Origin of the sequence: Providencia sp. PROV073 (genome assembly GCF_033688125.1) — a bacterium.
In the GTDB taxonomy this organism is placed as follows: domain Bacteria; phylum Pseudomonadota; class Gammaproteobacteria; order Enterobacterales; family Enterobacteriaceae; genus Providencia; species Providencia hangzhouensis.
Map to the genome: position 1 here is coordinate 1,048,963 of NZ_CP096353.1, position 14,615 is coordinate 1,063,577.

The window sequence follows — 14,615 nt, forward strand, 5'->3', positions numbered from 1 at the left end:
TTGGGGAGTGCATTTTTGCATTCCCTTTATTTTTGGCCAAATTCAACTCTGATCGACAAGGAAATAGGGATGACTCAGCAAAACCTTTCAGAAAAACTTTTCAAACCTAAAGTCAGACAAGTTGAAACATCAACATTAGTCTCTTATTCATCTCAAACAATTTCTCAAATTAAAGAACACAGTGTGTTAAGTGGCTCCCATCATGCGGGTTGGTATCGTATGATTAATCGCTTAATGTGGATTTGGCGAGGAATAGACGCCTTAGAAATTGAAGAAGTACTAAGTCGTATTGCTATCTCAGATGCTGAGCGTAGCAATGATAACTTGTTGGATACGGTCATTGGCAACCGTCGTGGAAACTGGTGTTTCGAATGGTCCCAGCAAGCCATGCGTTGGCAGCAAAAAGCATTAGAATTTGAAAAAGGTGCAGAGGCAGGGGAGGCTTGGTTACGTTCAGCTAACTTGTACAGCATTGCCGCTTATCCTTTTATCAAGGGAGATGAGCTTGCTGACCAAGCTATTTTGCTGGCTTGCAAAGCTTATGATAGTGCCGCAAAATTTTCTCAATATCGCCTAAAGAAAATTCCTTTCAAAGTTGATGGTGGGAAAGAAGTTTGCGGTTTTTTACATATTCCTTCACAGGGGCAAGGGCCTTATCCGACAGTGATGATCTGTGGCATGTTAGATAGCTTACAGATTGATTTTTGTCGCTATTTTCGCGACTACCTCGAACCACTCGGTATTGCGATGCTAACACTGGATATGCCGTCAATTGGTTATTCGGTTAAACACAAGCTTACGCAGGAAACGAGCACCTTACATGAGCAAATCGTTCGCCAGCTTGGGGATATTGCTTGGATTGATCATACGCGTTTTGGCATCGTTGGTATGCGTTTTGGCGCAAATATAGCGTTAAGATTAGCTTATATGTGCCCTGATAAGATTAAAGCGGTTGCTGTCATAGGGCCAATTGTCCACAGTTTATTGCATGAAGAGAAATATCAACAAGATATTCCTCGGATGGTTTTGGATGTATTCGCCAGTCGTTTGGGTATTTATCAAGTTGATGGTTCAGCTTTACGTCATGAATTAAGTTGTTATTCACTTAAAAATCAAGGGCTTTTGGGGCGGCGCAGTAAGGTTTCAATGCTATCGGTTAGTCTTAAAGATGATATTTACAGCCCCAAAGCAGAGTCTGATTTAATTCGACGTTCATCGATGGATGCTGACACGATAATGCTACCAAGCCAGCCCGTTTTTGCTAATTTTGAAAAGGCGCTAAGTGAAACTACTAATTGGTTAAAAGCAAAAATACTTTAATTTTATTTAATAACTTGCTTATTTTTTCCCATTTGTTAAAAAGGTGTCTTCCCAAGAAGGAGATCCTTAACATGGCTTTACCGACTGATTACTCAAATGGAAAGTATTTAAAGAAGTTTGCTTCGATAGGACCTTATTTACGTGAAAAACAATGTTTAAATGGCTGTTATATATTCGATAGTCTCGTTGTTTGCGTGAATGCAAATATTGCCCCAGAAAAACGTGAATTTTGGGGGTGGTGGCTAAAATTGGTTGCAACTGATAAGGGGTTTGAATTTACTTATCATTTGGGCCTATACAACAGCCATGGTAGTTGGCAAGTCAAAGCATTAAAAGATGCACCAACCATTGAGGCGACAGAGCAAAATTTAGTGTCTTTTCACCAAGCCCTTGCAAAACAGCTATCTGAACTTGAGTTAAGCCTCTTTCCCTCCCCGCTAATGACAGAATTAAAACTGGAATTAAGCGCATAAATTTGTTTTAAACCAACTTTTGTTGAATTTTGCGTTATGCCTGTTGGCATAACGCGCTTCTCCTGATAAAAATGATACCTACTTTTTGGTTTATTAATCCTAATGGCAGAAAAATGATGAAAAATAGCCAGACGCTGGTAGTTAAATTAGGGACCAGTGTATTAACAGGGGGCTCGCGCCGTTTAAATCAAGCTCATATTGTTGAGCTGGTTAGGCAGTGCGCGCAGCAATATGAAAAAGGGCATCGTATTATTATTGTGACTTCTGGGGCAATTGCCGCAGGTCGCGAACACTTAAATTACCCCGAATTGCCGGCTACCATAGCATCTAAACAGTTGCTTGCGGCGGTCGGTCAAAGTCGTTTAATCCAGTTATGGGAACGGTTATTCTCCATTTATGGCATTCATATCGGGCAAATGTTACTGACACGAGCCGATTTAGAAGACAGAGAACGTTTCTTAAATGCACGAGATACCTTGCAAGCACTGCTAGATAACGGAATCATTCCAGTTATCAATGAAAATGATGCTGTGGCTACCGCAGAAATCAAAGTCGGTGATAATGACAATCTATCCGCTTTGGCCGCGATTCTTGGCGATGCAGATAAACTGCTATTATTGACAGATATCGAAGGCTTATATGATGCTGATCCACGCAGTAATCCAAATGCAAAATTGATCCCTGAAGTGTATGGTATCAATGATGAACTTCGCGAAATGGCGGGGGGAAGCGTTAGCGGGTTAGGAACCGGTGGAATGGCAACTAAATTACAAGCAGCAGATGTCGCGGGCCGCGCAGGAATTGATGTTATCATTGCAGCAGGCAATAAACCGGATGTTATTAATGCGGTTATTGAAAATCTTCCAGTTGGTACCCGTTTTTATGGGCAAAAAAATCCAATGGAAAATCGTAAACGTTGGATTTTCGGTGCTCCAGCAGCTGGAGATGTGTACATTGATGATGGTGCACAACTGGCAATTATGGAAAAAGGCAGTTCATTATTGCCAAAAGGTATTAAGAAGATTGAAGGCGATTTCTCCCGAGGCGCAGTGATCCGTATTCGTAATATGGCAGGGAAAGATCTTGCTCATGGGGTCAGCCACTATAACAGTGATGCACTTAGAATGATTGCTGGGCACCATTCACAAGAAATCAGCAAAATACTTGGCTATGAACACGGTTCTGTGGCTGTTCATCGTGATGATATGATAGTGAGTTAATTATGTTAGAGACAATGGGTAAGGCTGCAAGGGTTGCTTCATGGCAATTAGCTCAGTTAAGTACCAAACAAAAAAATGCAGCACTATTACAAATTGCAGATCTACTAGAACAAGATAATGCAGTTATACTTGCAGCGAATCAAAAAGACATGGCGCAGGCAAAAGCAAGCGGTATGACTGAGGCGTTACAAGACCGCTTATTACTGACGCCAGAGCGTTTAAAAAGTATTGCTGATGATGTTAGAAAAGTATGCCAATTAGCTGATCCTGTTGGGCAAATCATTGATGGAAGCCAATTGGATAGCGGCTTAAATTTACAGCGCCGCCGTGTCCCATTGGGGGTTGTCGGTGTCATTTATGAAGCCCGCCCTAATGTCACCGTTGATGTGGCTTCGTTATGTTTAAAGACAGGTAATGCGGTCATTTTACGTGGCGGGAAAGAGACGCATCATACTAACCTTGCGGTGGTGGAAGTTATTCAAAAAGCATTGGAAAATAGCGGCTTGCCAGCAGATGCAGTACAAGCTATTAATAACCCTGACCGTGAATTAGTTGCGCAATTACTCAAATTAGATCGCTACGTGGATATGCTAATCCCTCGCGGCGGTGCGGGTTTACATAAATTATGTCGTGAGCAATCAACGATCCCAGTAATTACCGGGGGAATTGGTGTTTGCCATACATTTGTTGATAAATCGGTAGATTTTAATAAAGCCATTAACGTGATTATTAATGCAAAAGTTCAGCGCCCAAGCGCTTGTAATTCACTGGAAACATTATTAGTTCATAAAGAGATTGCGAATGAATTTCTGCCGTTTTTAAGTGAAAAAATGGCACAACAACAAGTCACATTACATGCGAGTGAAAAAGCGCTTCCATTGCTGAAACAAGGTCCAGCTAAAGTTGTTGATGTAAAACCTGAAAACCTTGTCGATGAGTGGCTCTCACTGGATCTTAACGTAGACATTGTTGAAGATATTGACGCTGCTATCGACCATATTCGTCATTATGGTACAGCTCATTCTGATGCTATCTTGACAGAATCTATTCACCAAGCTGACTATTTCGTTCAATGTGTAGATTCAGCCGCGGTATATGTTAATGCAAGCACTCGCTTTACCGATGGTGGGCAGTTTGGTTTAGGTGCAGAGGTCGCAGTGAGTACGCAAAAATTACATTCACGTGGCCCTATGGGGTTAGATGCACTAACAACGTACAAATGGATCGGGTATGGTGACTTTTTAAGTCGTCCATAATGAGTAAAAATGATGAGATAGCCACACTTGTGTGGCTTTCTTTTTTTATTTGCCAAACTAGGCAGTTTATCATAAGCAAATTTGTAATCGGTATTGCTTAGTATTTATGATGATGGGATGAAATTTAATGTTTTACATTATCGGTCCAAGAGGTTCGGGTAAAACCACAATTGGTAAAAAATTTGCAGAATCTAAAGGTTATCAATTTGTTGATACAGATAAATTGATTTTAGAAAAAGCGGGAAAAAGTATCGCAGAAATTGTTGAACAGCACGGGTGGGATTACTTTCGCCAGCTAGAGACTGACGTCCTTAAGTCGATTACGCAAAGCGATATGATTGTTTCAACTGGTGGGGGGCTTGTTCTTGCAGAAGAAAATCAGCAAATTATGCGTAATAACGGCACCGTGATTTACTTAAATACCCACCCTGAAGTTTTAGCAAAACGCCTCGCTGCGGAACCGCAAGCGGATCAGCGACCAAGTTTGACAGGAAAATCTTTAGTTGAAGAAATTGAAGAAGTAATGCAACAAAGGGAGCCTATCTACCGTGCGACAGCACATCATATTATTGATGCGGCGCAGCCTGTCGACGACATCATCGCACAACTTAATGATTTAACTTAAACTCATGAGTGATAAGCCAGCGGTGTTTTCGGAATATACTAATTAGAGTAAAGGGAGTAGCTCAGTAAGATAGAAGTCACTAAAGGTATAGTCGTATCACACTAATATATAAAAATATAATCATAGTATAGGGACTCATTATGTTGGCAAAGATAGTCAAAACAGTACTTAAATTTTTGTTTCGCGTACAAGTTATTGGCGACGCGAAAGAATTTAATCAAGATAAATGCTTAATTACGCCCAATCATGTTTCTTTCCTAGATGGTGTATTAATCGCACTTTTTTTGCCTGTCAAACCTGTATTTGCTGTTTATTCAACATTTGCCACACCGAAAATGGTGAAGCGCCTTAAGCCCTATGCGGATATTGTCCCTCTTGATCCTGCCAACCCTCTAGGTATTCGTCATCTAGTTAAAGAGGTAGAAAAAGGGCGCCCAATAGTTATTTTCCCAGAAGGCCGAATTTCGGTTCATGGCTCTTTAATGAAAATATACGAAGGAGCGGCTTTTGTGGCAGCAAAGTCAGAAGCAAAAGTTGTTCCTATTCGTATAGAAGGTGCACAATATAGCCATTTTGGGCGGCTGAAAGGAATTTTTCCATTAAAATGGTTTCCGAAGATCACATTGTATATCTTGCCAGCACAAGAAATTCCAATGCCAGAAGCTCCTAGAGCGGTAGAGCGTCGTGCTCTGGCTGGTGAAAATCTGTACCAAATCATGAAGTCCGCACGTATGTCTTGTTTACCACAAGTCACATTAGTTGAAGAATTTATTCAAAGTGTTCAGTTTTTTGGGCGCCGCACGCCTTGTATTGAAGACATCGCATTTAAAGAGGATTCATATCAATCTCTATTGAAAAAAACCTTAGGGGTTGGTCGTATTATTGAACGCTATACTCATGAAAATGAAAGAGTTGGCCTATTATTGCCAAATGCGACAGTCACCGCAGCCGCGATTTTTGGCGCTTTAATGAGAGGCCGAGTACCTGCCATGCTTAATTACACTGCGGGCAGTCACGGTATTAGTAACGCTTTAAAAGCTTCAGCAGCGAAAGTGGTCTTTACTTCCCGCCAATTTTTGGAAAAAGGCAACTTAACGCATATTCCAGAACAAGTGCCAGAAGCAAGTTGGATTTACCTTGAAGATTTAAAAGACACGGTAACATGGCAAGATAAAATATGGATTATTAAGCACTTATTTAATCCTAAGAAAGCCATTATTCCCCGAAAGCCGTCCGATGAAGCGATTGTTTTATTCACATCCGGCTCGGAAGGTACACCGAAAGGTGTTGTCCACAGCCATGCCAGCTTGATGGCAAACGTAGAGCAAATTAAAACGATCGCTGATTTTACACCTCGTGACCGTTTTATGTCGTCACTTCCATTATTTCACGCATTTGGTTTGACGGTTGGCTTATTTATCCCTCTATTTTCAGGTAGCCGAGTTTTCCTTTATCCAAGCCCATTACATTACCGGATCATTCCTGAATTAGTCTATGACAAAAACTGTACGGTATTATTTGGAACATCAACCTTTTTAGGTAACTACGCACGATTTGCTCATCAGTATGATTTTGCACGTTTGCGTTATGTGGTTGCGGGCGCAGAAAAATTATCAGATAAAACCAAAAAAATCTGGTTCGATAAATTTGGCATCCGAATTCTTGAAGGCTATGGGGTAACTGAGTGTGCACCTATTGTTTCAATTAATGTGCCAATGGCCGCTAAAGAAGGCTCTGTAGGGCAAATTTTACCCGAAATGGAAGCGCGAATTATCCCCATTTCTGGTATTGAACAAGGTGGTAAATTACAGCTTAAAGGCCCAAATATCATGAAAGGGTATTTGCGTGTGGAAGCGCCTGGGGTACTTGAAACACCACGAGCTGAAAATGCACAAGGTGAAATAGAGGAAGGTTGGTACGACACAGGTGATATCGTTGAATTAGATCATAAAAATTTCTGTACGATAAAAGGCCGTGTTAAACGTTTTGCTAAACTTGCGGGTGAAATGGTTTCTCTCGAAAGTATTGAGCAAATGGTGGCATCTCTTTCTCCTAATGCAAATCATGGTGTGGTTACAAAGCCAGATAGCAGTAAAGGTGAAGCGCTTGTTTTGTTCACAACAGATAAAGAACTAGACCGTAGCGCATTATCTAGTGCAGCCAAAAGCAAAGGGTTAACCGAGTTAGCGGTTCCACGTGATATTCGTTTTGTTAAAGAGTTGCCAGTACTGGGTAGCGGTAAAACGGATTTTGTCACATTAAAGCAAATGGCATTAAAGGATGAATAATATGCAAGAGAATGCTTCCAATGTACCGTTAATGAGCAGAGGAATGAAAGCTGTTCTTGCTTCACAGTTTCTTTCTGCATTTGCAGATAATGCTTTATTATTTGCCATATTAGCCCAACTTAAAGCCGAGTTTTATCCTGAATGGAGTCATCCTATCTTACAAATGGTGTTTGTTTTCACTTACATCGTTTTAGCGCCATTTGTTGGGCAAATTGCAGATAGGTTCTCAAAGGGCCGAGTGATGTTGTTTTCTAACATCTTTAAGTTTATTGGGGCATTAGGGATTTGTTTTGGCCTAAACCCATTCCTTTGCTATGGGTTAGTGGGAATCGGCGCTGCTTCATATTCACCAGCTAAATACGGTATTTTAGGTGAGCTCACTGGTGGAGATAACCTTGTTAAGGCCAATGGTGTCATGGAGGCTTCAACAATCGCAGCCATTTTAGTGGGATCGGTTGTCGGAGGAATGCTTTCCGATATTAACTTAATCTTAGCGCTAGGCACATGTGCTGTATTGTATGCGTTAGCCGTTATTGCGAATTTTTTCATCCCACACTTAGCTGCCGCGAGGCCTGGAAAAGGTTGGGATCTTAAACTGTTAATTACTTCTTTTTTCAATGCCTGCCGGGTGCTATGGGCTAACCAAGAAAGCCGTTTTTCACTAGTTGGAACCAGCTTGTTCTGGGGAGCAGGGGTAACGCTGCGTTTTCTGCTCGTTGCATGGGTGCCTGTGGCATTGGGATTACAAGACAATACAACGCCGACTATTTTAAATGCGATGGTTGCCGTGGGAATAGTTGCAGGAGCCGGGCTTGCTGCCAAGTTTATTACCTTAAAAACGGTTTATCGCTGCATTCCTGCGGGAGTTATTATAGGTGTGATGGTGGTGTTACTTTCGTTGCAAACTAATATTATTCCATCCTATTTTATTTTAATCATCCTTGGGATCTTCGGCGGTTTATTTGTCGTTCCGTTGAATGCATTATTGCAAGAAAAAGGGAAGGAAACCGTTGGAGCAGGGAATGCGATTGCAGTACAAAATTTAGGTGAAAATAGTGCAATGCTAATTATGTTAGGCTTGTACTCATTAGCAATTAAAGCAGGTTTGTCAGTTGTGAATGCCGGTATTGGTTTCGGTGCTGTATTCGCAATTGCGATTGCGGGTTTATGGGTTTGGGATCGCGCTCGTAAAAAAATGGCATAAAGGTAGATAACATCATGATAGATGAGAAGCGGCTTGAAACTCTGAGTATTCAGGTTGGGCTGAAACTGAAAGAACAGGGTAAAACAGTCACAACCGCAGAGTCATGTACCGGGGGCTGGGTTGCCAAAGTTTTAACCGATATATCGGGTAGCTCAGATTATTTTCAGCGTGGCTTTGTGACATACAGTAATGAAGCAAAGCATCAAATGATCGGTGTTAAAGATGAGTCTTTACAGCAGTATGGCGCTGTAAGCCAACAAGTCGTTACTGAAATGGCGACAGGCGCTTTACAAGAAGCCTGTGCAGATTTTGCTGTTTCAGTTAGTGGAATAGCAGGCCCTGGGGGCGGTAGTGTAGAAAAACCTGTTGGTACAGTATGGTTTGGTTTTGCACAGAAACAGGCAGACCAAACGGTATTAGTCACAACACAACATCAAGTGTTTCAAGGAAACAGAAATGAAGTTCGTTTTCAATCAACACTTTATATACTTGAAACACTTTTAAAGCAGTTAAGTTAAAAATCTTCTTGATACTGTATGATTATACAGTATAATTAATTTCAACAAACCGAATTCAATCGTTTTATTTGCAGTGGTCAAATCATTGCACTTAGGGAGTAAACATGGCTATTGATGAAAACAAACAAAAAGCACTTGCAGCAGCATTAGGCCAAATTGAAAAGCAATTTGGTAAAGGTTCCATTATGCGTCTTGGTGAAGACCGCTCTATGGATGTTGAAACTATCTCAACAGGCTCCTTATCCCTTGATGTTGCATTGGGTGCTGGTGGCTTGCCACTAGGTCGTATTGTTGAAATCTACGGCCCTGAATCTTCAGGTAAAACAACACTAACTCTGCAAGTTATTGCTGCAGCGCAACGTAGTGGTAAAACATGTGCTTTCATCGATGCTGAACACGCTTTAGACCCTATCTATGCTAAAAAATTAGGCGTTGATATCGATAACTTACTATGTTCTCAACCGGACACCGGTGAGCAAGCGCTAGAAATTTGTGATGCATTAACTCGCTCAGGTGCGGTTGATGTGATCATCGTTGACTCCGTTGCTGCATTAACACCAAAAGCTGAAATTGAAGGTGAAATTGGTGATTCACATATGGGCCTAGCTGCTCGTATGATGAGCCAAGCAATGCGTAAGTTAGCAGGTAACTTAAAAACATCTAATACCTTACTGATCTTTATCAACCAAATTCGTATGAAGATTGGTGTTATGTTTGGTAACCCAGAAACAACAACAGGTGGTAATGCATTAAAATTCTACGCATCTGTTCGTTTAGACATCCGCCGTATTGGTGCTGTTAAAAATGGCGAAGAAATCGTCGGTAGTGAAACTCGCGTTAAAGTGGTAAAAAACAAAGTTGCAGCACCGTTCAAACAAGCTGAATTCCAAATTTTGTATGGTGAAGGTATTAATACCTTCGGCGAGCTAATTGACTTAGGTGTAAAACATAAGTTAATTGAAAAAGCAGGGGCTTGGTATAGTTATAACGGCGATAAAATTGGCCAAGGTAAAGCTAACTCAACAAATTATTTAAAAGAGCACCCTGAAGTCGCTCAAGAAATTGATACCAAACTGCGTGAAATGTTATTGAATCATACTGGTGAATTTAGTAGTGCAGCAACAGACTTTATCAGTGATGCTGATGAAGAAGAAACACCAGAAGAATTTTAATTTTAATCTAATTAATTGATTAACAAGTAAATTATAGGCGCTCCGCTGATGTGGTGGCGCCTATTTTATTTTTAACCTATTACATTAATAGTTTATTGAACAGTTTTTCTGTGGAAAAATACACCAGTGCAAGGTATAAACATACTTTCAGAAAATATCTAGACGCTTTACAATGAAAGCTGCGAATGGATGTATCTATATTTTACTTCTGCACAAAGAGACTTTATCTTATCAGTCACTTTTTAATCGGAGAGTTGATTAGAGGTGATGTTACATTCCATCTCAACAATTCGTAATTCTGTTTCCAGCTTGATATCGGGATAAATATGAGTAAAAGCACCGCTGAGATCCGTCAAGCGTTTCTCGACTTTTTTCATACAAAAGGTCATCAAGTGGTCTCTAGTAGTTCACTAGTGCCAAATAATGACCCTACACTATTGTTCACAAACGCAGGGATGAACCAGTTCAAAGATGTATTTCTTGGTCTGGATAAAAGAGCATATTCCCGAGCGACAACCGCGCAACGCTGTGTGCGTGCAGGTGGTAAACATAACGACTTAGAAAATGTAGGCTATACTGCCCGCCACCATACATTTTTTGAAATGTTAGGCAATTTTAGCTTTGGCGATTACTTTAAGCATGATGCTATCCGTTTTGCTTGGGAGTTATTGACTAGCGAAGAATGGTTTAACTTACCAAAAGAAAGGTTGTGGGTGACCGTTTACGCAACTGACGATGAAGCTTATGATATCTGGAATAAAGAAATTGGTATTCCAGTTGAGCGTATTATTCGTATTGGTGATAACAAGGGCGCACCATATGCGTCAGATAACTTCTGGCAAATGGGTGATACCGGTCCCTGTGGCCCATGTACCGAGATTTTCTATGATCACGGTGACCATATATGGGGGGGGCCTCCAGGAAGCCCAGAAGAAGACGGTGACCGCTATATTGAAATTTGGAACTTAGTCTTCATGCAATTTAACCGTCAGTCTGACGGGACAATGGAGCCTCTACCAAAACCTTCAGTTGACACAGGAATGGGCTTAGAGCGTATTTCTGCGGTATTGCAGCACGTTAATTCAAACTATGAAATTGATATCTTCCGTGACCTTATTGCTGCGGCAGCTAAAGCAACAGGTGCGACGGATTTAGAGAATAAATCATTACGTGTTATTGCTGACCACATTCGTTCTTGTGCATTCCTTGTTAGTGATGGTGTTATTCCATCAAATGAAGGTCGTGGTTATGTTCTGCGTCGTATTATTCGACGTGCTGTTCGTCACGGTTATATGCTTGGTGCCAAAGACACTTTCTTCTACAAATTAGTCGCGCCACTGATTAAAGTCATGGGGCCTGCGGCAGATGAACTTGCACGCCAGCAAGCTATGGTTGAAAAAGTTCTCAAGACCGAAGAAGAGCAATTTGCACGCACGTTAGAACGCGGTCTTCAATTATTAGATGAAGAACTTGCTTCACTGAAAGGGGATACACTGGATGGTGAAGCGGCATTCCGCTTATATGACACCTATGGCTTCCCAATCGATTTAACGGCAGATGTTTGCCGCGAGCGCAATATTAAAGTCGACGAAGAAGGTTTTGAGCGGGCGATGGAAGACCAGCGTCGTCGTGCGCGCGAATCCAGTGGTTTTGGTGCGGATTATAATTCTTTAATTAAAGTTGATAAGCGTAGTGAATTCTCCGGTTATCAATATGATGAGCAACAAGCCACTATTACTGCATTATATAAAGATGGCCAGCCTGTAGACAGTTTGAATGCGGGTGAAGAAGGCTTAGTTATACTAGATAAAACTGCATTTTATGCAGAGTCTGGTGGGCAAGTCGGTGATACTGGTTACTTAAATAATGACAATGCGAGCTTTAAAGTCACTGACACGCAAAAATATGGTCAAGCAATTGGGCATATTGGTAAGGTAGAGGCGGGTTCACTGGTTGTTAACCATAGAATTACCGCTTTTGTGGATAGCGCTAGACGTGATGCGATCCGTTTAAATCACTCAGCAACACACTTACTGCATGCGGCATTACGCCAAGTATTAGGCGACCATGTTTCTCAAAAGGGTTCATTGGTTAATGACAAATACTTGCGTTTTGACTTCTCTCATTTTGAAGCGATGACACAAGAGCAACTACGTCAAGTAGAAGATATTGTGAATGCACAAATCCGTAAAAACTCAGAAATTGAAACTGAACTGATGGATTTAGAAGGCGCTAAAGCAAAAGGTGCTATGGCATTATTCGGTGAAAAATATGAGGAACGTGTACGTGTTCTGAGTATGGGTGATTTTTCTATCGAGTTATGTGGTGGTACACATGCGCGTCGTACAGGAGATATTGGTTTATTCCGTATCTTGAGTGAATCTGGTACGGCTGCAGGTGTTCGTCGTATTGAAGCGACTACAGGCTCAATGGCGATTGAAAGCATTCACAATCAGTCAGAGCAACTTTCAGCAATTGCACACTTAGTGAAAGGTGATATTAATAGTCTTGTCGAGAAAGTAAAAGCGGCGTTAGACAAATCTCGCCAACTCGAAAAAGAAATTGTGCAACTAAAAGATCAACAAGCATCTCAAGAAAGTGCTTCACTAAGTAGCAAAGCGAAAGACGTGAAAGGCATCAAATTATTAGTCACTCAATTAGCGGATACTGATCCTAAGTTATTGAGAACTATGGTTGATGATCTTAAAAATCAGTTGAAATCAGCGATTATCGTGCTTTCAACAACAAGTGGTGATAAAGTCAGTATGATCGTTGGGGTAACTAATGATTTGACTGCTAAAGTTAAAGCAGGGGACTTAATTTCCTATATTGCAAGTCAGGTAGGTGGTAAAGGTGGCGGTCGCCCAGACATGGCTCAAGCGGGAGGTACTGACGTTAGCGCATTACCTGCTGCTATGGCAAGTGTCGAAGAATGGGTCGAAGCGCGTCTGTAAGCACTTACAAAGTTGCCTCATTAAAATATGAGGCAACTTTAATCTGTTGCGGCATTGTTAATGTATCGTTTGTAGTGCTATATTTTGCTTGTAAATAATTAGAATGCTTGTATTGATGGCATCAATGCTTTAGGTGAATGTCATTGCTTTACGTTTTCACGGTGTGTGATGGACAATAGCGGGGATACCTAGAGACCCGACTCTTTTAATATTTCAAGGAGCAAAGAATGCTTATTCTGACTCGTCGAGTTGGTGAAACACTCATGATAGGCGATGAGGTAACAGTTACTGTATTGGGTGTCAAAGGCAACCAAGTTCGTATTGGTGTTAATGCCCCAAAAGAAGTTTCTGTTCACCGTGAAGAAATTTATCAACGGATCCAGGCTGAAAAGACTCAACCAGATAATCAATAATAATGAATAAGCGTCCAATGATTGATCACACAGCAAGAATGGGCGCTTGTCTTACTCACATTATTTCTAAAAATATCCTTTCGTTTTTATAATTCTCTAGCATCAAACTCATTTTATTGTTTAGTCTTCGGTTCTCTTGTACGAAATCTTGTTTTCCTTTGTATGAAATATAGGCTAATCAATCCAGTGAGCTTATTTTTATTCACTTATAGAATAATTTTTTTCTGTATTTTTGTTTATAAAGTTAGTGTCATAAGGGCTGAAAAATATCTTTTTCGGTGTTAAACTAAGCATCTTGCTTGTGAAATGTGCAAACAGACAACGGAATGCAAAAAGTTTGGAAAAATTGTTTGACTTCTAAGTCTAGGAAAGTAATATGTGCGCCACACAGCAACGAGATGTTTGAAAAAACAAATCGTGTGTAACTAAAATATGGTGAGGTGGCCGAGAGGCTGAAGGCGCTCCCCTGCTAAGGGAGTATGCGGTCAAAAGCTGCATCGAGGGTTCGAATCCCTCCCTCACCGCCATTTTAGATTATGCATCCGTAGCTCAGCTGGATAGAGTACTCGGCTACGAACCGAGCGGTCGGAGGTTCGAATCCTCCCGGATGCACCATCTTTAACCCTATGAGAGAATCTGATGGGGTTTTGTTTTGGTTTTAGCAACCAAACAAAGTAGTAACTAAGAAGTTGATTTATAGAAGTAGAAGTTGATAAAGAAGTTTGAGAGAGCAGCACATCTTGCATTAAGTATGCATCCGTAGCTCAGCTGGATAGAGTACTCGGCTACGAACCGAGCGGTCGGAGGTTCGAATCCTCCCGGATGCACCATCTCTTAGCTAATAATTTAGCATATCAATAATACCTTTTAATTTAACTCAGAAAAGTTATTGAGAATGTATCGATTTCAAATCGAATGAATTTTGCATCCGTAGCTCAGCTGGATAGAGTACTCGGCTACGAACCGAGCGGTCGGAGGTTCGAATCCTCCCGGATGCACCATCTTTAAGAAACTCCTCGTTCGAGGAGTTTTTTTTTGCCTAAAATTACCATTCATAAAATTAATTAAATCGTATTTTCTATACCTCTTTGATTTATTCCCTCATAAACCACACATCTAGACAGCGACAATTTATGTGATTTAAGCTAAAGTAATTGCCTTAATAAAATAAA

At 40.9% G+C, this 14,615-nt stretch carries 11 protein-coding genes and 4 tRNA genes; all 15 read left to right on the forward strand.

All coding sequences use genetic code 11. From position 1 onward, the window contains the following. Window positions 1–69: 69 nt before the first annotated feature. Complete coding sequence (gene frsA / locus M1F17_RS04670; RefSeq protein WP_180312387.1) at window positions 70–1,320, forward strand: esterase FrsA; 1,251 nt, start codon at window positions 70–72, stop codon at window positions 1,318–1,320. Between the two features lie 71 nt (window positions 1,321–1,391). Further along, entirely contained in the window at window positions 1,392–1,793 is a 402-nt protein-coding gene (crl, locus tag M1F17_RS04675; RefSeq protein WP_036958914.1) for a sigma factor-binding protein Crl, read from the forward strand. Window positions 1,794–1,909: 116 nt separating this feature from the next. Continuing rightward, window positions 1,910–3,013, forward strand: coding sequence for a glutamate 5-kinase (proB, locus tag M1F17_RS04680; RefSeq protein WP_036958967.1), 1,104 nt, complete (start codon window positions 1,910–1,912; stop codon window positions 3,011–3,013). Between the two features lie 2 nt (window positions 3,014–3,015). Next, complete coding sequence (gene proA, locus M1F17_RS04685) at window positions 3,016–4,269, forward strand: glutamate-5-semialdehyde dehydrogenase (protein ID WP_110592310.1); 1,254 nt, start codon at window positions 3,016–3,018, stop codon at window positions 4,267–4,269. A 127-nt stretch (window positions 4,270–4,396) separates the two neighbouring features. Further along, entirely contained in the window at window positions 4,397–4,894 is a 498-nt protein-coding gene (aroL, locus tag M1F17_RS04690) for a shikimate kinase AroL (protein ID WP_004264804.1), read from the forward strand. A gap of 140 nt (window positions 4,895–5,034) precedes the next feature. Then, entirely contained in the window at window positions 5,035–7,182 is a 2,148-nt protein-coding gene (gene aas, locus M1F17_RS04695; protein ID WP_144140912.1) for a bifunctional acyl-ACP--phospholipid O-acyltransferase/long-chain-fatty-acid--ACP ligase, read from the forward strand. A 1-nt stretch (window position 7,183) separates the two neighbouring features. After that, window positions 7,184–8,386 (forward strand): lysophospholipid transporter LplT, encoded by a 1,203-nt coding sequence (lplT, locus tag M1F17_RS04700; protein ID WP_036958917.1) that lies wholly within the window; start codon window positions 7,184–7,186, stop codon window positions 8,384–8,386. 14 nt (window positions 8,387–8,400) lie between these two features. Then, entirely contained in the window at window positions 8,401–8,904 is a 504-nt protein-coding gene (gene pncC / locus M1F17_RS04705) for a nicotinamide-nucleotide amidase (RefSeq protein ID WP_004264808.1), read from the forward strand. A 104-nt stretch (window positions 8,905–9,008) separates the two neighbouring features. Then, the gene (recA, locus tag M1F17_RS04710) at window positions 9,009–10,076 is read left to right on the forward strand and encodes a recombinase RecA (protein ID WP_094962029.1); all 1,068 of its coding nucleotides are present in this window, start codon (window positions 9,009–9,011) and stop codon (window positions 10,074–10,076) included. Window positions 10,077–10,402: 326 nt separating this feature from the next. Then, complete coding sequence (gene alaS / locus M1F17_RS04715) at window positions 10,403–13,030, forward strand: alanine--tRNA ligase (RefSeq protein ID WP_094962028.1); 2,628 nt, start codon at window positions 10,403–10,405, stop codon at window positions 13,028–13,030. A 227-nt stretch (window positions 13,031–13,257) separates the two neighbouring features. After that, window positions 13,258–13,443 (forward strand): carbon storage regulator CsrA, encoded by a 186-nt coding sequence (gene csrA, locus M1F17_RS04720; protein WP_004264815.1) that lies wholly within the window; start codon window positions 13,258–13,260, stop codon window positions 13,441–13,443. A 434-nt stretch (window positions 13,444–13,877) separates the two neighbouring features. Next, a tRNA-Ser gene (locus tag M1F17_RS04725) sits at window positions 13,878–13,970 on the forward strand. Window positions 13,971–13,981: 11 nt separating this feature from the next. After that, window positions 13,982–14,058, forward strand: a tRNA-Arg gene (locus M1F17_RS04730). Between the two features lie 138 nt (window positions 14,059–14,196). After that, window positions 14,197–14,273 (forward strand) — tRNA-Arg (locus M1F17_RS04735). Between the two features lie 94 nt (window positions 14,274–14,367). Then, a tRNA-Arg gene (locus M1F17_RS04740) sits at window positions 14,368–14,444 on the forward strand. Window positions 14,445–14,615: the final 171 nt, after the last annotated feature.